Annotated in this window: 19 protein-coding genes; 13 read left to right on the forward strand and 6 right to left on the reverse strand. The window is 60.3% G+C overall.

Going from position 1 to position 21,068, the window contains the following annotated elements; all coding sequences use genetic code 11:
* Positions 1-67 precede the first annotated feature (67 nt).
* Both LB453_RS21420 and metB read right to left on the reverse strand, forming a co-directional pair.
* Positions 68-2,503: a bifunctional aspartate kinase/homoserine dehydrogenase II gene (locus LB453_RS21420; protein WP_224481572.1), complete on the reverse strand. Its 2,436-nt coding sequence runs from the start codon at positions 2,501-2,503 to the stop codon at positions 68-70.
* 2 nt (positions 2,504-2,505) lie between these two features.
* A complete protein-coding gene (metB, locus tag LB453_RS21425) occupies positions 2,506-3,666 on the reverse strand; it encodes a cystathionine gamma-synthase (protein WP_103797263.1) in 1,161 nt (386 codons plus the stop codon).
* Between the two features lie 265 nt (positions 3,667-3,931).
* Here metB and metJ point away from each other — a divergent pair, with 265 nt between their 5' ends.
* Positions 3,932-4,249 carry a met regulon transcriptional regulator MetJ gene (gene metJ / locus LB453_RS21430; protein WP_033754441.1) on the forward strand — a complete coding sequence of 106 codons (318 nt, stop codon included), beginning with the start codon at positions 3,932-3,934 and terminating at the stop codon, positions 4,247-4,249.
* A gap of 349 nt (positions 4,250-4,598) precedes the next feature.
* Here metJ and rpmE read toward each other — a convergent pair whose 3' ends face one another.
* Positions 4,599-4,814, reverse strand: a complete 216-nt coding sequence (gene rpmE / locus LB453_RS21435) for a 50S ribosomal protein L31 (RefSeq protein WP_033754439.1) — start codon at positions 4,812-4,814, stop codon at positions 4,599-4,601.
* Positions 4,815-5,047: 233 nt separating this feature from the next.
* Here rpmE and priA point away from each other — a divergent pair, with 233 nt between their 5' ends.
* The 6 genes from priA to rraA all read left to right on the forward strand — a co-directional run bounded on the left by priA (position 5,048) and on the right by rraA (position 12,132).
* Complete coding sequence (gene priA / locus LB453_RS21440) at positions 5,048-7,243, forward strand: primosomal protein N' (RefSeq protein ID WP_224481573.1); 2,196 nt, start codon at positions 5,048-5,050, stop codon at positions 7,241-7,243.
* A 175-nt stretch (positions 7,244-7,418) separates the two neighbouring features.
* Positions 7,419-8,423 carry a DNA-binding transcriptional regulator CytR gene (cytR, locus tag LB453_RS21445; RefSeq protein ID WP_233215881.1) on the forward strand — a complete coding sequence of 335 codons (1,005 nt, stop codon included), beginning with the start codon at positions 7,419-7,421 and terminating at the stop codon, positions 8,421-8,423.
* Positions 8,424-8,576: 153 nt separating this feature from the next.
* On the forward strand, positions 8,577-9,524 hold the full coding sequence (gene ftsN, locus LB453_RS21450; RefSeq protein ID WP_103797266.1) for a cell division protein FtsN: 948 nt from the start codon (positions 8,577-8,579) through the stop codon (positions 9,522-9,524).
* 90 nt (positions 9,525-9,614) lie between these two features.
* A complete protein-coding gene (gene hslV / locus LB453_RS21455) occupies positions 9,615-10,145 on the forward strand; it encodes an ATP-dependent protease subunit HslV (RefSeq protein WP_103797267.1) in 531 nt (176 codons plus the stop codon).
* A gap of 9 nt (positions 10,146-10,154) precedes the next feature.
* Positions 10,155-11,486: an HslU--HslV peptidase ATPase subunit gene (hslU, locus tag LB453_RS21460; RefSeq protein WP_033754427.1), complete on the forward strand. Its 1,332-nt coding sequence runs from the start codon at positions 10,155-10,157 to the stop codon at positions 11,484-11,486.
* Between the two features lie 160 nt (positions 11,487-11,646).
* On the forward strand, positions 11,647-12,132 hold the full coding sequence (gene rraA, locus LB453_RS21465; RefSeq protein WP_033754424.1) for a ribonuclease E activity regulator RraA: 486 nt from the start codon (positions 11,647-11,649) through the stop codon (positions 12,130-12,132).
* A 55-nt stretch (positions 12,133-12,187) separates the two neighbouring features.
* On the opposite strand, the gene zapB is transcribed toward rraA, so the two are convergent.
* The gene (zapB, locus tag LB453_RS21470) at positions 12,188-12,427 is read right to left on the reverse strand and encodes a cell division protein ZapB (protein WP_033754422.1); all 240 of its coding nucleotides are present in this window, start codon (positions 12,425-12,427) and stop codon (positions 12,188-12,190) included.
* Between the two features lie 420 nt (positions 12,428-12,847).
* Here zapB and LB453_RS21475 point away from each other — a divergent pair, with 420 nt between their 5' ends.
* The 3 genes from LB453_RS21475 to glpX all read left to right on the forward strand — a co-directional run bounded on the left by LB453_RS21475 (position 12,848) and on the right by glpX (position 16,375).
* Positions 12,848-13,696 (forward strand): MIP/aquaporin family protein, encoded by an 849-nt coding sequence (locus tag LB453_RS21475; RefSeq protein WP_103797268.1) that lies wholly within the window; start codon positions 12,848-12,850, stop codon positions 13,694-13,696.
* 27 nt (positions 13,697-13,723) lie between these two features.
* Positions 13,724-15,241: a glycerol kinase GlpK gene (gene glpK, locus LB453_RS21480; RefSeq protein ID WP_103797269.1), complete on the forward strand. Its 1,518-nt coding sequence runs from the start codon at positions 13,724-13,726 to the stop codon at positions 15,239-15,241.
* 123 nt (positions 15,242-15,364) lie between these two features.
* Positions 15,365-16,375 carry a class II fructose-bisphosphatase gene (gene glpX / locus LB453_RS21485; RefSeq protein ID WP_103797308.1) on the forward strand — a complete coding sequence of 337 codons (1,011 nt, stop codon included), beginning with the start codon at positions 15,365-15,367 and terminating at the stop codon, positions 16,373-16,375.
* Here the strand turns inward: glpX and emrD are convergent.
* Positions 16,365-17,555: a multidrug efflux MFS transporter EmrD gene (gene emrD, locus LB453_RS21490; protein WP_146053868.1), complete on the reverse strand. Its 1,191-nt coding sequence runs from the start codon at positions 17,553-17,555 to the stop codon at positions 16,365-16,367. The genes glpX and emrD overlap by 11 nt on opposite strands.
* A gap of 290 nt (positions 17,556-17,845) precedes the next feature.
* On the opposite strand from emrD, the gene fpr reads away from it, so the two are divergent.
* The 3 genes from fpr to tpiA all read left to right on the forward strand — a co-directional run bounded on the left by fpr (position 17,846) and on the right by tpiA (position 20,187).
* Positions 17,846-18,592: a ferredoxin--NADP(+) reductase gene (fpr, locus tag LB453_RS21495; RefSeq protein WP_103797309.1), complete on the forward strand. Its 747-nt coding sequence runs from the start codon at positions 17,846-17,848 to the stop codon at positions 18,590-18,592.
* Between the two features lie 117 nt (positions 18,593-18,709).
* On the forward strand, positions 18,710-19,336 hold the full coding sequence (locus LB453_RS21500; protein WP_103797271.1) for a DUF1454 family protein: 627 nt from the start codon (positions 18,710-18,712) through the stop codon (positions 19,334-19,336).
* Between the two features lie 83 nt (positions 19,337-19,419).
* Positions 19,420-20,187: a triose-phosphate isomerase gene (gene tpiA, locus LB453_RS21505; protein ID WP_033792844.1), complete on the forward strand. Its 768-nt coding sequence runs from the start codon at positions 19,420-19,422 to the stop codon at positions 20,185-20,187.
* Between the two features lie 40 nt (positions 20,188-20,227).
* Here tpiA and LB453_RS21510 read toward each other — a convergent pair whose 3' ends face one another.
* The gene (locus tag LB453_RS21510; protein ID WP_103797272.1) at positions 20,228-20,986 is read right to left on the reverse strand and encodes a CDP-diacylglycerol diphosphatase; all 759 of its coding nucleotides are present in this window, start codon (positions 20,984-20,986) and stop codon (positions 20,228-20,230) included.
* Positions 20,987-21,068 lie beyond the last annotated feature (82 nt).

Genomic DNA, 21,068 nt, shown 5'->3' on the forward strand with positions numbered 1-21,068 from the left:
TGAGGGAAATTCATGCGGGTTAAAAAGAGGCGCTGAGCGCCTGCCACGGGGGCAGGCGCGGGAAGGGTTACAGCAGTTGGGCAAGTCGATGAATATCGGACTGAATTGCGCCGGCGGTGACGTCGCGCCCTGCGCCGGGACCGCGGATCACCAGCGGATTGTCACGATACCAGCGGCTTTCGATCGCAAAGACGTTATCGCAGGGCAGCAGCGACGCCAGCGGATGTTCCGGCCGCACCGCTTCAACGCCGACGCGCGCTTTGCCGCTGGCGTCGAAACGCGCCACGTAGCGCAGCACCAGGCCCATCTCCTGCGCCGCCTCCAGACGCTGCAGCATCTGCTCGTTAAGCGCCTCGCCATGCTCGAAGAAGTCGTCGATAGAGCCAGCCTCGCAGCCGGCCGGCACCAGCGACTCGACGCGCACCTGGTCAGGCTCGATGTTGTAGCCCGCCTCGCGCGCGAGGATCACCAGCTTGCGCTTCACGTCGTGGCCCGACAGGTCTACGCGCGGGTCGGGTTCAGTTAAGCCCTGCTGCCAGGCCTGGTCTACCAGCTCGGTAAAGGGCACCGTGCCGTCGAACTGCAGGAACAGCCAGGAGAGCGTGCCGGAGAAGATGCCGCTGATGGCCAGAATCGTGTCGCCGCTGTCGCGCAGATCGCGCACCGTGTGGTTAATGGGCAAACCGGCGCCGACCGTGGCGTTATAGAGCCAGTGTCGGCCCGTTTTGGTAAAGGCGTCGCGGATCTGCCGCCAGGTCTGGCTGTCGGACGCCCCGGCGACTTTATTGGCGCTGATAACGTGGAAGCCGTGACTGGCGAAGTCGAGATACTGCTGCGCCAGCGGCGTGCTGGCGGTGACGTCGAGCACCACCAGATCGTCGAACGGATGCGCGCGCATCCACAGGAACAGCGATTCTTCGTCGCGCTCCTCCGCTTCGTCATCAAAGAACGCGAGCGCGCGGCTGGCGTCGAGCCCCTCATAGCTCAGCAGGCTGCGTTGACTGTCCGCCACGCCCGCCAGCACATATTCAAAGCCGGTGCGCGCCGACAGCGCTTCCTGCTCGCGCGCGAACAGCTCCAGCCAGCGCGAACCGATATTGCCTTTGCCGAACAGCATCAGGCCGATGCGCTTTTCCGCGCGGAACAGCGACTGATGCAGCCCCTGAACCAGCGACTGCGTCGGACCGACGCGCAGCACCGCCACCAGGCTGATATGATCTTCCGACTGCCAGACAAACTCCACCGGCTGATCCTGGATCTCCTGCCAGAAACGGTGGCTGTGCAGCGGATTACGCGTCACGCCCGCGCCAACCAGCGCCACCAGCGCCAGCCCTTCACGCAGCTGCAGATGAGCGGGCAGGCCCGCATCCTGCAGCAGCTGGAACACGCTGTTGACCACTTCAGCGGTATAGCAGAGCTGCAGCAGCTGGCGATCCGGATGCACACCGGTCGCCAGCGGACGCAGCTGCGCGCGCTTGAGGTGAAGCTCGACCTCTTTATGCAGCGCCGCGAAATCGTGCCGATCCGGCACCTGAACCTCAATCAGGCAGACGTCGTCATGGCTGGTGACGATGCGCGCGCCAGTGCCGGACGCCAGCACGCGTTCGATACGGGTCGAGCCCTGCTCCGGCTGATAGCTGCAGCGCAGCTGCAGGTCGATATCGCTGCCGGAAACCGGCTGCAGCGTACGCGTGTGCAGCACCGGTGCGGCGAGACGCGCCAGCTCGCTGGCTTCATCAAGGCGCAGCAGCGGCAGCAGGCAGGCGTCGGAGACTTTGCGCGGATCGGCGCTGTAGACGCCGGCGACGTCGCTCCAGATGGTGACGCGGCTGACGCCCGCCAGCGCGCCAATCTGCGTGGCGGAGTAGTCGGAGCCGTTACGCCCCAGCAGCACGGTTTCGCCCGCGTCGTTGCGGCAGATAAAGCCGGTAACGACGATGCGCTGGTGCGGATGCTGCGCCAGCAGCGTCTGCAGCAGCGGCCAGGATTTGCCTTCGTCCACCTGCGGCTGCGCAGCGCGCTCCGCCCGCAGGAAGTCGCGCGCGTCGAGCCAGCAGGCGTCGATATCGCGCTGGCTCAGCACCGCCGCCATCAGCCGCGCTGACCACACTTCGCCGTGGCCGACCACTTCAGCGTAGACCGCGTCGCTGATGGTGCCGTCCAGCAGCGCGGCGAGCTTTTCCAGATCGCGAATAAAGTTCGCAATCAGCGGCTCGGCATATTCGGCAGGCAGCAGCCCGGCGATCAGCTCGCTGTGATAACGCCGTAAAGCCTGTTGCACCTGATGCGCGGCCAGGCGATCGCTCTGGCTGAGCTTTAGCCAGCTAATCAGCTGGTTGGTTGTCGAGCCAGCCGCCGAAACCACCATCAAATCACCCGGCTGACTGTAATCCGCCATGATAGTGGCGACGCGCTGGTAACAGCGCGCATCCGCCAGGCTGCTGCCGCCAAATTTGTGCAACTGCTTACTCTTCGGCGTTGCCGCGCCGGCTGAAATCGTCATTTTTAACCCTCAGACGCCGTCCGGAATGCATTATCCAGATCGGCAATTAAATCTTCATGATCCTCAATGCCCACAGAGATGCGCAGCAGCGTCTCTGAGATACCCGCCGCCGCGCGCGCTTCCGCCGACATGCCGGCGTGCGTCATGGTCGCGGTGTGGGAAATCAGGCTTTCTACGCCGCCCAGCGATTCCGCCAGCGTAAAGAGCTGCAGCGCCTTAAGAAAACGACGCAGCAGGGCTTCGTCGCCGTCCAGCTCGAAGCTCAGCATCGCGCCGAAGCCGCGCTGCTGACGCGCCGCATATTCGTGTCCGGCGTTTTCCGGCAGCGAAGGATGATACAGCTTTTTCACCAGCGGCTGCTGTTGCAGATAGCTCACAATTGCCAGCGCGTTGCGCTGCGCCGCCGCCATACGCGGTGCCAGCGTGCGCAGCCCGCGCAGCAGCAGGTAGCTGTCAAAAGCCGCGCCGGTAACGCCGATATTATTCGCCCACCATGCCAGCTCGGTCACCAGCGCCGGATCTTTTGCAATCACCGCGCCCGCCACCACGTCAGAGTGGCCATTGAGATATTTGGTGCAGGAATGGATCACCAGGTCCGCGCCCAGCGCCAGCGGATTTTGCAGCGCCGGACTCAGGAAAGTATTGTCGACCACGCTGACGGCGCCTGCGCTGCGCGCCGCCTCGCAGATGGCGGCGATATCTACCACGCGCAGCAGCGGGTTGCTTGGGCTTTCTACCAGCACCAGCTTCGGTTTTTCCGCCAGCGCCGCCTCCAGCGCCGCACGGTCGCCCTGATCGACGAACTTCACGCGGTACGCGCCGCGCTTCGCCATGCTGTCGAACAGGCGATAGCTGCCGCCGTAGCAGTCGTGCGGGGCGACAAGCAGATCGCCCGGCTTCAGGAACACCGTCGTCACCAGATGGATCGCCGACATGCCGGTATTGGTTAGCACCGCGCCCGCTCCCCCTTCCAGCTCAGCCAGCGCGCGCTGCACCACGTCGCGCGTTGGGTTGCCGCGACGCGAATAGTCATGCGCGCGCGGTTCGTTAAAGTCGAGGAAGTTATAGGTACTGGAGAGGTGAATCGGTGGGACAACGCAGCCATATTGCTCGTCATCATTCAAACCGCTGCGGACCGCGATGGTTGCCTGTTTACGCGTCATGGTGCTTTTTGTTCCTGAAGAGAGTAATAAAGAGGCATCAGGATAACACTCCATAATTAGACGTCAATACATCTGGACATCTAAATGTCTTTGCGTATAGATTGAGCAGAAAGCTATAACCCGCTAAAATTACCCTTCATTGCCTGCGTTTTGCGTCCGCTTTTGCGGCCAGGATGAAGAAACCCCGCAGTTCAAGAGGTCAGGCACGGTAAAATCGGGCATAATCCACGGATTTCCCACTTTCAACTTTTTATTAAGGTAACCCATGGCTGAATGGAACGGCGAATATATCAGCCCCTACGCTGAACACGGTAAGAAGAGTGAGCAGGTTAAAAAAATCACTGTCTCTATCCCGTTAAGCGTGCTGAAAATTTTAACGGATGAGCGCACCCGTCGTCAGGTGAACAACCTGCGTCACGCCACAAACAGCGAACTGCTGTGTGAAGCCTTTCTGCATGCCTTCACCGGACAGCCGCTGCCGGATGATGTTGATCTGCGCAAAGAGCGCAGCGATGAAATTCCGGAAGAAGCAAAAAAAATCATGCGCGAAAAAGGCGTCGATCCCGATACCTGGGAATATTGATCCCTTTGCCAGCCGCTGGCAGCAGGCTATCGCTTGAGACTCTGCTGCCATAGTTTCTCCCGCCTTATTAGCAATCGCGCCTTTAGGCTGCAGATCGTTGCCAGAAGAAAATCATCCCGGCTTAATTTCCTGCCTGCTCTCAGAAATAAATCGTTTTTCAGACGCAAGAAAAGCCGCTTTAATGACGCGCTGTTCTCTAACGGGACACAGGTATGCGCTGCGCGTAGAGGCAGAGAAAGGGAGTTGTTGACAGTGCAGAACGGGAAGAGACAATCAGAGAGGTAACGCGAAGGGAAACAGCAGAGCAGAATGACTCAGCGCCAGGCGTGAATCATTCCGCTCAGAAAACTTATTTTTTAGCGCCCGGTACGCTGAAACGCTTGTTGAAGCGGTCAACGCGGCCACCGGTTGCAACTTCACGCTGCTTACCAGTGTAGAACGGGTGACATTTACCGCAGACGTCCAGGTTCATGTCGTGAGCCATAGTAGAGCGAGTGTGAATCACGTTACCGCAGGTGCAGGTGATGGTCACAGCTTCGTATTTCGGGTGAATACCTTGTTTCATGGGAGAACCTCATAAAAGGCCGTGTCGCTCTCCGTGCCAGGCTAAAAAACCTGCACAGCACCACACGCGGTTGAACATTAATGTTTAGCTCTGGCGAGACCTTTCTCACCAAAGGCGGCATACTATACAGAAAATAACCGCTTTTAGCAAATCTTCTGCAAGATACCCGCTGGTCGCGCCAGCGTGTACACTAGGCGTCCCGCGATGACTCATTGAACCGGAAAGAGATTGCCATGCCCGTCGTTCAGGTTGCCCTGCCCGTTCCGCTCCCCCGTCTGTTTGACTATCTGCCGCCGCACGGCGCGCAGCCGGTACTGGGCGGGCGCGTCAGCGTGCCGTTCGGCAACCGGAAAATGGTTGGCGTGGTGGTGGGTTTCCGCGACCAGAGCGATCTGCCGGAGGCGCAGCTCAAGCGCGTCGCCGAGGTGCTGGACGGCGAATCGCTCTATCCGCCTTCCCTGTGGCGACTGCTCAACTGGGCGGCGGGTTACTATCATTCGCCCGTTGGCGAGGTGCTGAGCCATGCGCTGCCGGTGCTGCTGCGCCAGGGGAAACCGGCGCAGGACGCGCCGCTGTGGCAGTGGGTCATCACCGAACAGGGTCAGGCAACCGCGCCCGAAAGCCTGAAGCGCGCGCCGAAGCAGCAGCAGGCGCTGGCGGCGTTGCGTAATCAGCCACTCTATCGCCATCAGGTCGCCGAGCAGGATCTGACCGAAACCGCCTTTCAGGCGCTGCGCGCAAAAGGTTTGTGCGACCTGCGCGAGCATCAGCCGCAGCAGCTGGACTGGCGTCCGCGCTATGCCGTTAAGGGCGAGCGCCTGCGGCTCAATACCGACCAGGCGATGGCGGTTGGCGCTATCCGCAGCGAGGATGAGCACTACGCCGCCTGGCTGCTGGCCGGCATCACCGGCTCCGGCAAAACCGAAGTCTATCTCAGCGTGCTGGAAAATGTGCTGGCGCGCGGCAAGCAGGCGCTGGTGCTGGTGCCGGAGATCGGCCTGACGCCGCAGACCATCGCCCGCTTCCGCGAGCGCTTCGACGCGCCGGTCGACGTGCTGCACTCCGCTCTTAACGACAGCGAGCGCCTTGCCGTCTGGCTGCGCGCGCGCCAGGGCGAAAATGCCATTATCATCGGCACGCGATCGGCGCTGTTTACCCCGCTGGCGCGTCCGGGCGTGATCATTATTGATGAAGAGCACGACAGCTCTTATAAACAGCAGGAAGGCTGGCGTTACCAGGCGCGCGACCTGGCGGTATTCCGCGCGCGCGAAGAGAATATCCCGATTGTTATGGGGTCGGCGACGCCCGCGCTGGAGACGCTGCACAACGTGCGCAGCGGCAAATATCGTCAGCTCGACCTCACGAAACGCGCCGGCAATGCGAAACCGGCCCTGCAGCAGCTGGTGGATCTCAAAGGCCAGCAGCTTATCGGTGGGCTGGCGCCCGCGCTAATCGGCAAAATGCGCCAGCATCTGCAGGCGGATAATCAGGTGCTGCTGTTCCTTAACCGTCGCGGCTATTCGCCCGCCCTGCTCTGCCATGACTGCGGCTGGATTGCGGAGTGTCAGCGCTGCGAACGTTACTATACCCTGCACCAGCAGCAGCGCCAGCTGCGCTGCCACCACTGCGACAGCCAGCGTCCGCTGCCTAATCAGTGCCCGCAGTGCGGTTCGACCCATCTGCTGCCGGTCGGCGTCGGCACGGAGCAGCTGGAGCAGCAGCTCGGCACGCTGTTTCCCGGCGTGCCGGTATCGCGCATCGATCGCGATACTACCAGCCGCAAGGGCGCGCTGGAGCAGCATCTGGCCGATGTGCATCGCGGCGGCGCGCGCATTCTGGTGGGCACGCAGATGCTGGCAAAAGGCCACCACTTCCCGGACGTCACGCTGGTGTCGCTGCTGGACGTGGACGGCGCGCTTTTCTCCGCCGACTTCCGCGCCGCCGAGCGCTTCGCGCAGCTCTATACCCAGGTCGCCGGCCGCGCCGGCCGCGCCGGCAAACAGGGCGAAGTGCTGCTGCAGACCCACCATCCGGAACATCCACTGCTGCAGACGCTGCTGCATCAGGGTTATTTCGCCTTCGCCCAGCAGACGCTGCTGGAGCGCCAGTCGGTCATGCTGCCGCCCTGGACCAGCCATGCGCTGTTTCGCGCCGAGGATCACGACAACCAGCAGGCCGCCGAATTTTTGCAGCAGCTGCGCAACCTGCTTGACGCCAGCCCGCTGAAAGATAGCGCGATGTGGCTGATGGGGCCGGTTCCGGCGCTGCAGCCGAAGCGCGGCGGACGCTGGCGCTGGCAGCTGCTGGTACAGCACCCCTCGCGCAAGCGCCTGCAGCAGCTGCTCGACGGCTCGCTGCCGCTGATTACGACGCTGCCCGCCGCGCGCAAAGTCAAATGGACGCTTGATATCGACCCCACCGAGAGCTGAGCCTGCGAGCCAGATCGAAAAAAGTCGCACAAGTCACAATTTTTATGCAAATTAAGTAACAAACCGGCCGCGCAATCGTTAACAATGTGAGCGGCGTGGCTTTTTTCGGCCATAACTATCCTTTGAATGCGTCAGGAGTAGAGTGTTGGAGCAGACCCCTCAAGCGCCCGCCACCATGAAAGATGTGGCTGAAAAGGCGGGCGTTTCAACCGCAACCGTCTCACGCGCGCTGATGAATCCTGAAAAAGTCTCGGCGGCGACGCGGCAAAAAGTCGAACAGGCGGTTATTGCCGTCGGCTATGCGTCGCACGGCCTGACGCGCAACGCCCGTCGCGGCGACACGCAGACGATTCTGGTGATTGTCCCCGATATCTGCGATCCCTTCTTTAGCGAAATTATTCGCGGCGTCGAAGTGACGGCGGCGCAGGAAGGCTATCTGGTACTGATTGGCGACTGCGCGCACCAGAATCAGCAAGAGAAGACCTTTCTCGATCTGCTGCTGACGCGTCAGATCGACGGCATGGTGCTGCTCGGTTCGCGGATCCCGTTCGATCCCGTTAATGAGGATCAGCGCAATCTGCCGCCGATGGTGATGGCGAATGAGTTCGCGCCGGAGATGGCGCTGCCTACCGTGCATATCGACAACCTGACGGCCGCTTTTGAGGCGGTTAACCATCTGCTGCAGCTGGGTCATCGCCAGATCGCCTGCATCGCCGGGCCGGAAGAGATGCCGCTGTGCCAGTACCGCACCCAGGGCTATATCCAGGCGCTGCGCCGCAGCAATCTTACCGTCGATCCCACCTATATCGTGCGGGGCGACTTCAGCTTTGAAGCGGGTGCGCAGGCGTTGAAACAGCTGATGGCGCTGCCGCAGCCGCCGCGCGCGCTCTTCTGTCACAGCGACATGCTGGCGCTCGGCGCAATGAATCAGGCGAAACGCCTCGGCCTGCGCGTGCCGCAGGATCTCTCGATTGTCGGCTTCGACGATATCGAACTCTCGCGCTACTGCGAGCCGCCGCTCACCACCGTGACGCAGCCGCGCTATCAGATTGGACGCGAAGCGATGCTGCTGCTGCTGGATGAGCTGCAGGGCAAGCGCGTAAACAACGGTTCACGTCTGCTGGACGCCGAACTCACCGTGCGCGGCAGCACGGCGCCTGAGAAGAAGCACGAGAAATAACCGCACTTTTGCGTTATTTTCAGTAGATTCTTAAAGCGAACACTGCTGGTCAAAGTTCCAACCCTTGAGTAACATGGCGGACTCCTTGCCGGGCGGTCTTTCCAGGCGTTTTCGCCCCATTGGCACGATTTTTTGAAGGGTATCAGAACGAGAGTGGCACAGAGAGATTATGTAGGCCGCGGGCGTTCAACAGGGACGCGTCGCAAAAAAAGCAGCACCAGCCGTGGAAAGAAAAGCAAAGGCGGTTCAGGTGTTTCCAAACTTCTTATCGGACTGGCCGTTGCGGTGCTGGTGACCTTTGCCGGTGGTTTATGGTTCCTTGCGCATCATAAAAAAGAAGATGTGCCGGTGATCCCGGATCATAAAGCCAACGGCAACGGTCTGCCGCCGAAGCCTGAAGAGCGCTGGAAATACATTAAAGAGCTGGAGAACCGTCAGGTCACAGTGCCGACGCCAACCGAACCTTCGGCGGGCGGCGAGATCCAGTCGCACACGCAGCTCACCGACGAACAGCGCCAGCTGCTGGAGCAGATGCAGGCGGATATGCGCCAGTCGCCGACGCAGCTGAACGAAGTGCCGTGGAACGAACAGACGCCGGCGCAGCGTCAGCAGACCCTGCAGCGCCAGCAGCAGCTTCAGATGCAGTCGCGTCAACAGCAGGCGCCGCAAAGCGCGCCGGCGCGTCAGCCGCAAACCACGCAGCCGAGCCAGCCTGCGCGCCAGACGCAGACCACACATCAGTCTCAGCAGCAGCCGAGTACGCGTCCGGCGGCGCAGCCGCGCCAGACTCAGCCTCAAACGCAGCAGCCTGCGCCCGTTACGCGCGAACCTGCGCAGGAGACGGCGAAGAAAGCGGCGGAAAAACCGGCCTCTTCGCAGCGCTGGATGGTGCAGTGCGGTTCATTTAAAGGCACCGACCAGGCGGAATCGGTACGCGCCGGTCTGGCGTTCGAAGGTTTCGAAAGCCGGATTACCACCGGCGGTGGCTGGAATCGCGTGGTGATAGGTCCGCTGAAGGATCGCAGCGCCGCCGACAGTACGCTGAAGCGGCTGCGCGGCAACGGCCATTCAAACTGTATTCCGCTCGCCGTCGGGGGTTGAAACCCGCCAAACCCGCCCCATATCTGGTTGCATGATGCGCCGCGCCTTGCCGCGCGGCGCTTTTTTTCTACTGCAACAAGGGGTCTGCCCGTGACAACAATAGTAAGCGTACGACGCAACGGACGAGTCGTTATCGGCGGTGATGGCCAGGCAACGCTCGGCAATACCGTTATGAAAGGCAACGTGAAAAAAGTGCGTCGTCTTTACAACGATAAAGTAATTGCCGGTTTCGCTGGCGGCACTGCAGATGCCTTCACGCTCTTTGAACTCTTCGAACGTAAACTGGAAATGCATCAGGGCCACCTGGTGAAAGCTGCCGTCGAGCTGGCGAAAGACTGGCGCACCGACCGTATGCTGCGCCGTCTGGAAGCGCTGCTGGCGGTCGCTGATGAAAACGCCTCGCTGATCATCAGCGGCAACGGCGACGTCATCCAGCCCGAAAACGATCTGATCGCCATTGGTTCCGGTGGCCCCTTCGCTCAGGCGGCAGCGCGTGCGCTGCTGGAGAATACCGAGCTGGGCGCGCATGAGATCGTCGCGAAATCCTTAGATATCGCAGGCGACATCTGCATCTACACTAACCACAATGTTAACTTCGAAGAACTGCCGTCCAGGGCGTAAGGATTAAAGATGTCTGAGATGACTCCCCGCGAAATCGTCAGCGAACTGAATCGCTTTATTATCGGCCAGGACGGCGCAAAAAAAGCTGTGGCCATCGCGCTGCGTAACCGCTGGCGTCGTATGCAGCTCGACGAAGAGCTGCGCCACGAGGTGACGCCGAAAAACATTCTGATGATCGGCCCGACCGGCGTCGGTAAAACCGAAATCGCCCGTCGCCTGGCGAAGCTCGCCAACGCGCCGTTTATTAAGGTAGAGGCGACTAAGTTCACCGAAGTGGGCTACGTCGGTAAAGAAGTCGACTCAATTATTCGCGACCTGACCGACGCCGCCGTGAAAATGGTGCGCAGCCAGGCGATAGAAAAGAACAAATACCGTGCCGAAGAGATGGCGGAAGAGCGCATCCTCGACGTGCTGATCCCGCCTGCCAAGAACAACTGGGGCCAGCCGGAGCAGAGCAGCGAACCCTCCGCCGCGCGCCAGTCGTTCCGCAAGAAGCTGCGCGAAGGCCAGCTGGACGATAAAGAGATTGAGATCGACCTCGCGGCCGCGCCGGCTGGCGTCGAAATCATGGCGCCTCCGGGCATGGAAGAGATGACCAACCAGCTTCAGTCGATGTTCCAGAATCTGGGCGGCCAGAAGCAGAAGCCGCGCAAGCTGAAAATCAAAGATGCGATGAAGCTGCTGATTGAAGAAGAAGCGGCCAAGCTGGTCAATCCGGAAGAGCTGAAGCAGGATGCGATCGAAGCGGTCGAGCAGCACGGCATCGTGTTTATCGACGAGATCGACAAAATCTGTAAGCGCGGCCAGTCGTCCGGCCCGGACGTGTCGCGCGAAGGCGTACAGCGCGATCTGCTGCCGCTGGTGGAAGGCTGCACCGTATCAACCAAGCACGGCATGGTGAAAACCGATCACATTCTGTTTATCGCGTCAGGCGCCTTCCAGGTCGCCAGCCCGTCAGATCTGATCCCGGAACTGCAGGGCCGTCTGCCGATTCGCGTCGAGCTGCAGGCGCTGACCGTGAACGATTTCGAGCGCATCCTCACCGAGCCGAACGCCTCTGTGACCGTACAGTACAAAGCGCTGATGGGCACCGAAGGGGTGAACGTCGAGTTCACCGAAGATGGTATTCGCCGCATCGCCGAAGCGGCATGGCAGGTTAACGAGACCACCGAGAATATCGGCGCACGTCGTTTGCACACCGTGCTGGAGCGTCTGATGGAAGATATCTCCTATGACGCCAGCGATCGTCACGGCGACTCTGTCACCATCGACGCGGAATATGTCAGCAAGCACCTGGATGAACTGGTGGCGGACGAAGATCTCAGCCGCTTTATCCTGTAATTCTATTTTTCCATGCGCTTGCGCAAAGCCCGGCCACTGCGCCGGGCTTTTTTTTTCTGCATGCTGCTGATGCAGCGCCTTTTTTTCCGCTGATGATTTTGCCAACAATCCGCAACTGGCGGTATACTTACCGCTCCTGTGGCAAACAGATGGAACCACCATGAAATACGATACCTCTGAACTCTGCGACATCTACCATGAAGAAGTGAACGTTGTTGAGCCGCTTTTTTCAAACTTCGGTGGCCGCACCTCATTTGGTGGTCAGATAACCACAGTGAAATGTTTCGAAGACAACGGCCTGCTCTACGATCTGCTGGAAGAGAACGGCCGGGGCCGCGTGCTGGTGATTGACGGCGGCGGTTCGGTGCGTCGCGCGCTGGTGGATGCGCAGCTGGCGCGTCTGGCGGTGGAAAGCGAATGGGAAGGCTTAGTGGTTTACGGCTCTGTGCGTCAGGTAGACGACCTGGAGGAGCTGGAGATCGGCATTCAGGCGATTGCCGCAGTGCCGGCAGGCGCGGCGGGTGAAGGCATCGGCGAGAGCGACGTGCGCGTTAATTTCGGCGGCGTCACCTTCTTTTCCGGCGACCATCTCTACGCCGACAATACCGGCATTATCCTCTCAGAAGATCCGCTCGATATCGAGTAACGCCGAAAACGAAAACGGGAGCGATGCGCTCCCGTTTTTCATAGTAATGAGGCGCTTACACCTCTTCCATTTTTCCCAGCAGTGCACGCAGGCGATCCTGCCACAGATGCTGCTCTTCCTTTAGCTGCTGATTTTCACGCACCAGCGAGTCATGATTGCCCGCCGCCTGTTGCGCTTCGTTTTTCAGCGCGTTGTTCTGCTCTTTCAGCTCTTCGATTTCCATCTGCAGCAGGGTGATGGTATCAATCGCCTGCTGAACTTTCGCTTCCAGTTTCTCAAATACTTCAAATGACATCTTTCTGACCTCTCCTAAATTCTCGCAGGGCGTTGATGATGCCAGCCTTAGCGCGTGACGCCCTGTATCAGCCAGGCCAGCAACAATGTTTCCGATTGTATGTAGCCTGATAGCGCAAGTCCAGCGACGCGGGCACTGCGGGCGCAGTCTGTAACACTTTTCGGCTTATACCTGGCCTGCTGCCGCTGCGCATGTACGCCGCGAAAAACCGAGGCGGCCAAAAAGTTGAAATGATGTTTCATGAAAGTGAAAAGGCGCGAAAACGCGCATTTTTATGACTCAGCACACAGATTTAGATTTCGCTATTTCTCGTTTATGCTCGTTAACGATAAATTCACATCAACCCTACAATAAAGCTGGGTGACTCATGGATTGAGAACAAAAACTGATAAAATTTAACCTCGCTTCAGGAATACCATTATGAGTCAGACATCGAACACACTGAAAGGGCAATGCATCGCCGAATTCATCGGTACCGGCTTGATTATCTTTTTTGGCGCAGGCTGCGTGGCCGCGCTGAAGGTCGCCGGAGCCGCATTCGGACAATGGGAAATCTGTATTATCTGGGGACTGGCCGTCTCCATGGCCGTCTACCTTACCGCTGGCGTTTCGGGCGCCCATCTTAACCCTGCCGTCACGGTGGCGCTTTGTCTGTTCGCCAACTTTGAAGGGCGCAAGGTGGTGCCTTATATCCTGGCGCAGGTCGCGGGCGCGTTCTGCGCTGCCGCGCTGGTTTATGGCCTTTATTACAATCTGTTCTTCGATTACGAGCAAAGCCACCAGATGGTGCGCGGCACGGTTCAGAGCCTGGATCTCGCCGGTATCTTCTCTACCTATCCTAACCCGCATATCAGCGTGGGCCAGGCGTTCCTGGTTGAAATGGTGATCACCGCAGTGCTGATGGCGGTCATCATGGCGCTGACTGACGATGGCAACGGCGTACCCCGTGGTCCGCTGGCGCCGCTGTTAATCGGCCTGCTGGTCGCCGTTATCGGTGGCGCGATGGGTCCGCTGACCGGCTTCGCCCTGAACCCGGCGCGTGATTTCGGACCCAAGCTGTTCGCCTTCTTTGCGGGTTGGGGTAACGTGGCCTTCACGGGCGGTAAAGATATCCCCTACTTCCTGGTACCGATCTTTGGCCCGTTAGTGGGAGCCTGCCTGGGCGCCTTCGGCTATCGCGCACTGATTGGCCGCCACCTGCCTGGCGCCGTACTGGTCACCAGCAAAACAGAAAAACCGGTCGCACGCGCTGAGCAGCGTAAAGCGTAAGTTTCACCTTTTCATCGGGAATGCATTATGACAACTACCACTGATAAAAAATATATTGTTGCGCTCGACCAGGGCACTACCAGCTCACGTGCCGTCGTGCTGGATCACGACGCCAATATCGTTGCGGTATCGCAGCGTGAATTTACCCAGATCTACCCGAAGGCTGGCTGGGTTGAACATGACCCGATGGATATCTGGGCTTCGCAGAGCTCTACGCTGGTAGAGGTGCTGGCGCACGCCGACATCCGTTCCGATGAGATTGCCGCAATCGGCATCACCAACCAGCGCGAAACCGCTATTGTCTGGGACAAAGAGACCGGCAAGCCGATCTATAACGCCATCGTGTGGCAGGATCCGCGCACCGCGGACTACTGCAACAAACTGAAAAAAGAGGGTCTGGAAGAGTATATCCAGCACACCACCGGCCTGGTGATTAACCCCTACTTCTCCGGCACCAAGGTGAAGTGGATCCTCGACCATGTCGAAGGGGCGCGCGAACGCGCGAAGCGTGGCGAGCTGCTGTTCGGCACCGTCGATACCTGGCTGGTATGGAAAATGACCCAAGGACGCGTGCATATTACCGATCATACCAACGCCTCTCGTACCATGATGTACAACATTCACAAGCTGGAATGGGATCAGCGCATGCTGGAGATCCTCGACATTCCGCGTGAAATGCTGCCGGAAGTTAAAGGCTCTTCAGAGGTTTACGGCCAGACCAACATCGGCGGTAAAGGCGGCACGCGTATTCCGATCGCCGGTATCGCAGGCGACCAGCAGGCGGCGCTCTACGGCCAGCTTTGCGTTCAGCCGGGCATGGCGAAAAACACCTACGGCACCGGCTGCTTTATGCTGATGAACACCGGCACCGAAGCAGTGACCTCTTCGCACGGCCTGCTGACCACCATCGCCTGCGGCCCGCGCGGCGAAGTGAACTACGCGCTGGAAGGCGCCGTGTTTATCGGCGGCGCCTCTATTCAGTGGCTGCGCGACGAGATGAAGCTGATCAGCGACTCCACCGACTCCGAGTACTTTGCGCTTAAGGTAAAAGATACCAACGGCGTTTATATGGTGCCAGCCTTCACCGGCCTGGGCGCGCCCTACTGGGACCCCTATGCGCGCGGCGCAATTTTCGGCCTGACGCGCGGCGCTAACGCCAACCACATTATTCGCGCCACCCTGGAGTCAATCGCCTACCAGACGCGCGACGTGCTGGAAGCGATGCAGAACGACGCCGACACCCGCCTGCAGTCGCTGCGCGTGGATGGCGGCGCGGTAGCGAACAACTTCCTGATGCAGTTCCAGTCGGACATTCTCGGCACGCGCGTTGAGCGTCCGGAAGTGCGCGAAGTGACCGCGCTGGGCGCGGCCTATCTGGCCGGTCTGGCGGTAGGTTTCTGGAACGACCTCGAAGAGGTGCGCGCCAAAGCGGTTATCGAGCGCGAATTCCGTCCGAGCATCGAAACCACCGAACGCAACGTCCGCTACGCTGGCTGGAAAAAAGCCGTGGCGCGCGCGCAGGCGTGGGAAGAGCACGACGAGTAACAGGAGAGCGTGCCAGCCACCGCCGGCACCCCTCTCAGCCTTCCGGGCCCGCGACGCTGTCGCGGGCTTTTTTTTGCCCTTCCGCGCTATGCTACACTGCCCTTTTTTCAGCAGGTGCAGGCCATGAAACGAGAACTTGCCATAGAATTTTCCCGCGTGACCGAAGCGGCGGCGTTAGCTGGCTATCGCTGGCTGGGACGCGGCGACAAAAACAGCGCCGACGGCGCTGCCGTCCACGCGATGCGACACGTCCTGAATACCATCGATATCGACGGCCAGATTGTGATTGGCGAAGGCGAGATTGACGAAGCGCCGATGCTCTATATCGGCGAGAAGGTCGGTAGCGGACGCGGTGACGCGGTCGATATCGCCGTCGATCCCATCGAAGGCACGCGCATGACCGCAATGGGCCAGGCCAACGCGCTGGCGGTGCTGGCGGTCGGGGACAAGGGCAGCTTTCTTCACGCGCCTGATATGTATATGGAGAAGCTGATTGTCGGTCCGGCGGCGCGCGGCCATATCGATCTCAACCTTCCGCTGGAAACCAATCTGCGCAATATCGCCGCAGCGCTGGATAAGCCGCTGGCGCAGCTGACGGTCTCCATTCTGGCGAAACCGCGCCACGACGCCGTTATCGCCCAGCTGCAGCAGCTTGGCGTGCGCGTCTTCGCCTTCCCCGACGGCGACGTGGCGGCCTCTATCCTTACCTGTATGCCTGACAGCGAGGTGGACGTGCTCTACGGCATTGGCGGCGCGCCGGAAGGCGTGGTGTCGGCGGCGGTAATCCGCGCGCTGGATGGCGATATGCAGGGCCGTCTGCTGCCGCGTCATGAGGTTAAAGGCGAGAGCGAAGAGAATCGCCGCATCGGCGAGCAGGAGCTGGCGCGCTGCGACGAGATGGGTATTAAAGCGGGCGAGGTGTTACCGCTGGCGCGTATGGCGCGCAACGACAACGTGATCTTCGCCGCCACCGGCATTACCAGCGGCGACCTGCTGAAGGGAATTACGCGCCAGGGCAATATCGCCACCAGCGAAACCCTGCTGATACGCGGCAAATCGCGCACTATCCGCCGCATCCAGTCGATCCACTATCTGGACCGCAAAGACGCGGCGCTGCATCCCTTTATCCTGTAACCGTGTCGCGCTGACCTTCTGGCTGTCGCGACAGCGGCAGCCAGCACAGCAGCATCACCAGCGCGGTAGCGAACATCAGCATGCCCAGGCTGAACTGGTCGCGCTGCGGCAGCAGTGCCGACGCCCAGGCCACCACGCCCGATCCCAGATTTTGCAATCCCCCAATCAGCGCACCGGCGCTGCCCGCCAGCCACGCGTAGGGCTCCATCGCGCCGGAGGTCGCCAGCGGAAACAGCATGCCCGCGCCGAAGAAAAAGAGCGCGGCGGGCACCAGCAGCGTCCAGATATTCATCATGCCGAACCACGCCGGGAGCCACATCAGCGCGCCCGCCAGCAGGCAGCTGTTGATGCCGATCCACATCAGGCTATGCCAGGAGCGCGCTTCGCGTCCGGCAAACCAGGCGCCGAAAAAGGCGGCGGGGATCGGCAGAATAAACAGAATGCTGACGGTCACGGCATCCAGTCCCAGCACCCCGCCCAGCAGCACGCCGCAGCTCGCCTCGAATACCGCAATCCCCGCCAGCGCGCCGATCAGCAGCACAATAAAGCGCACAAAGCTGGCGTCGCGCAGCAGCCGCTGATAGCGGCGGAAAAAAGGCGTGACTTCGCCGCCTTGCGGGCGCGTCTCCGGCAGCCAGCGCATCATCGCGCCGGTCACTGAGAAGCAGAGCAGCAGCAGGAAGGCGAAACAGGCGTGCCAGCCAAACAGCTTCGTCAGCAGCGCGCCGATCACCGGTGCCAGCAGCGGGCTGACCAGCAGCCCCATATTGAGCAGGCTATTGGCCTGACGCAGCGCGACGCCCGAATAGAGGTCGCGCGGCATGGTGCGCGCCATCACGCCCGCGACGCCGGTGCCCAGCCCCTGAATGGCGCTGCCCAGCACCAGTATGTTCAGCGACGGCGCCAGCATCGCGGTGACGGCACCGATCATAAAGATCGTCATGCCGGCGAGGATCACCGGACGACGACCGATGCTGTCAGAGAGCGGGCCGTAGATCAACTGCGATCCGCCATAGGTCATCAGATAGGCCGCCATCACGCGCTGCAGCGTGCCGTCGTGCACGCCAAGGGCGTCAGCCATCTCGGCCATCGCCGGGACATAGATCGTCTGCGCCATCTGTCCAACCGCCAGCATTAAAATCAACATCAGCAGCAGCGGCCGATTTTCTATCTTCTTCATCGACATCTCAGTCTGGGAAATAAAATGAATTCAGCAGCAAAAGGCGCTGCATCGGGTTTATGGCGGGAAAAATATCAGGATTACGTGACAAATCGAGAGAGGGACGTAAAGAGGTCGACGTGAAGGGCGTCAAGTTTTCGTACCACCTTGTCAACCGCGGGCAACGGCGTGTTGAGACGTGCGGCGCATTTGTCGATTAGAGCCAAAAAACCGGCGCGCGGGTGGAAAAAGCGCCGCGCAGCCGCGATGATAACACTGTGCCTGAAAAATCAACGACCAGGAGAGTAATGATGGCTGAATGGGTCAATGCGCAAGTAAAGGAAGTGAAGAACTGGACGGACGCGCTGTTCAGTCTGCGGGTGCATGCGCCGATCGATGCGTTTACCGCCGGTCAGTTCGCCAAGCTGGCGCTGGAGATCGACGGCGAACGCGTGCAGCGCGCCTACTCTTACGTTAACGCCCCCAGCGATCCGCTGCTGGAGTTCTATCTGGTCACGGTGCCAGAAGGCAAACTGAGCCCGCGTCTGCACGCGCTCAGACCAGGCGACACCCTGATGGTAACCAAAGAGGCCGCCGGTTTTTTTGTGCTGGATGAGATCCCGCCGTGCAAAACCCTGTGGATGCTGGCGACCGGCACGGCGATTGGGCCTTACCTCTCTATTCTGCAACAGGGCGAAGGGCTGGATCGCTTCGACCATATCGTGCTGGTACACGCGGTGCGCTACGCCGCAGATCTCAGCTACCTGCCGCTGATGCAGTCGCTGCAGCAGATCTACAACGGCAAGCTGCGCATTCAGACGGTGGTGAGCCGTGAAAACGCAGCGGGCTCGCTCACCGGCCGCGTACCGGCGCTGATCGAAAGCGGCGAACTGGAGCGCGCGGTCGGCCTGCCGATAGAGGCGGAGTCGGGCCATATTATGCTGTGCGGCAACCCGCAGATGGTGCGCGATACCCAGCAGATGCTGAAAGAGACGCGCGATATGCGTAAGCATCTGAAGCGTAAACCGGGGCATATCACCAGCGAGCACTACTGGTAAGCTGGCTGCGATGCGTTAATTCTTATGTCGGGGACGAATTTTGCCCGTCGCGCTTTTGACTTTCACAGGTAAAACCCGTTCTAATTTGGCGCAGAGTTTACTGGTCGAGCCAACGAAATGAAGAATTTGCCTGGCGCGCTGCTGCTGAGCCTTGCGCTAACGGCCCCGGCATTTGCCGCCGATCCCCCGCTGCGCGAGCGCAGTGAATCCGTGCCTGCCGCACCCTACCTGCTGGCGGGCGCGCCTACCTTTGATATGACCATCGGCCAGTTCCGCGAACGGTATAACGCCGCCAACGCCGACCTGCCGCTGATGGAGTATCGTGCCATCGATAACAGGAACGACAGCAGTCGCCTGACGCGCGCGGCGAGCAAAATCAGCGAAACCCTCTACGCCTCTACCGCGCTGGAGCAGGGAACCGGAAAAGTGAAAACGCTGCAGCTTACCTGGCTGCCGGTGCCGGGCCCGGATCAGAAAGCGTCGCAGGAGAAGGCGATGGCCTATATGACGGCGCTGCTGCGCTTTTTCGTACCCGGCCTTACGCCGGACGAAGCGCGGAAAAAGCTCAACGCGCTGCTGAGCGAAGGCAAAGGCGCGCGCTATTTTTCCCGCACAGAAGGCGCGCTGCGCTTCGTGGTGGCGGACAACGGCGACAAGGGTCTGACCTTCGCTATCGAGCCAATAAAACTGGCGCTGCCGCCTGCCGATCAGGGCGGCAAAAATGACGAAAAGCAAAGCCATTAACCTGATAGATCTCTATACTGTCTGGCAGTCTACGCTGCCTGCTGGCAGTGCAATTTAATGAATCGCGTAACGCGGAGGATAGAATGCGACATCCATTGGTTATGGGTAACTGGAAACTGAATGGCAGCAAGCAGATGACAGGCGAGCTGATCGAAGGCCTGCGCAAAGCGCTCTCCGGCGTTGACGGCTGCGGCGTGGCGATCGCCCCGCCGGCTATCTACCTCGACCAGGCGAAACACGCCATCTCCGGCAGCCATATCGCCCTGGGCGCGCAGAACGTCGACGTCAACCTCTCCGGCGCTTTTACCGGCGAAACCTCCGCGGACATGCTGAAAGATATCGGCGCGAAATATATCATTATCGGTCACTCTGAACGTCGTACCTACCACAAAGAGAGCGACGAGTTCATCGCGAAGAAATTCGCCGTGCTGAAAGCGGCAGGCCTGGTGCCGGTGCTGTGCATTGGTGAAACCGAAGCGGAAAACGAAGCGGGCCAGACGGAAGAAGTCTGCGCGCGCCAGATCGACGCGGTGCTGGAAACTCAGGGCGCGGAAGCCTTTAACGGCGCGGTTATCGCCTATGAGCCGGTCTGGGCTATCGGCACCGGCAAATCAGCGACCCCGGCGCAGGCGCAGGCGGTGCACAAATTTATTCGCCAGCACATCGCGAAAAAAGACGCTGCGGTCGCCGAGCAGGTGATCATTCAGTACGGCGGCTCCGTTAACGACAAGAACGCGGCTGAACTCTTCACCCAGCCGGACATCGACGGCGCGCTGGTTGGCGGTGCCTCACTGAAGGCTGACGCCTTCGCCGTTATCGTTAAGGCAGCGGCAGAAGCGAAAAAAGCGTAACCTTCGATACGCAGAAAAGGCGGCCTTCAGGCCGCCTTTTTTATTGCCGCAATATCCCGCAGCTGTGGTCCTGCAGCTCCTCTGCCGATCCCCGGTTTAGCAACAGCCAGTTGCGCGCCAGCGCCATTATTGCCAGGCGTCCATCCGGCAGCGCCGCCAGCGCCAGGCCATATTTGCCCATTTCGCTGCCCGCGTTGGGGATCTCGTTCGCCACGCGGATAAACAGGCTCTGCTGCGTCAGCTCGGGCAGCGTGAGCGCGCGTATCTGGTAAGGGTGCTGAAGCAGCTTCTCCTCCTGCCAGCGGTCTGAAAGCGCGGGCGCGAGACGGTCCAGCGAGCGGCGTACGTCGGGACGCAGGCAGGAGATATGGATATGCAGCTGATTCTGGGTGCGGCCATACTCGGCGTTGATCGCCAGCGACAGCGCGCTGTCGGGAATGGGCGCGCCGCGCTTTGCCGCCAGCTGCGCACGCGCCTGCCAGGCGAAGGCAAAGAAATTGGGCGTCGCGGGGTCGAGCAGCGCCGGGCTTTCCATCCCGCTGATTTTCGCCAGCGGGATCAGCAGATACTGCAGCGGCCCGTTGAGATCTTTGAGCAGCGCATAGCCCTGCTCAAGCTCGACGCGCTGACAGGGGGCGGGCGCGCCCGTTGCGCGCTGATTCGGCTCGCACTTTTCGCTGACGATGTGCCACAGCGCATCGCTGCTTTTATGCAGGTGGAGGGCGGCAACGACTAAACCGCTTATCAGGATCAACAGCAGCAGCGCAATCAGGCCCAGCGCACGGCGACGTTCCTGCATAGCAAAGCCCCTCTTTCCGATTTTTTTTTTGCATCCTCGCCTGGCGACCACGCAATGTCACGCACAAATAAAAACGGCCAGC

Source organism: Pantoea agglomerans (genome assembly GCF_020149765.1).
Lineage (GTDB): Bacteria > Pseudomonadota > Gammaproteobacteria > Enterobacterales > Enterobacteriaceae > Pantoea > Pantoea alvi.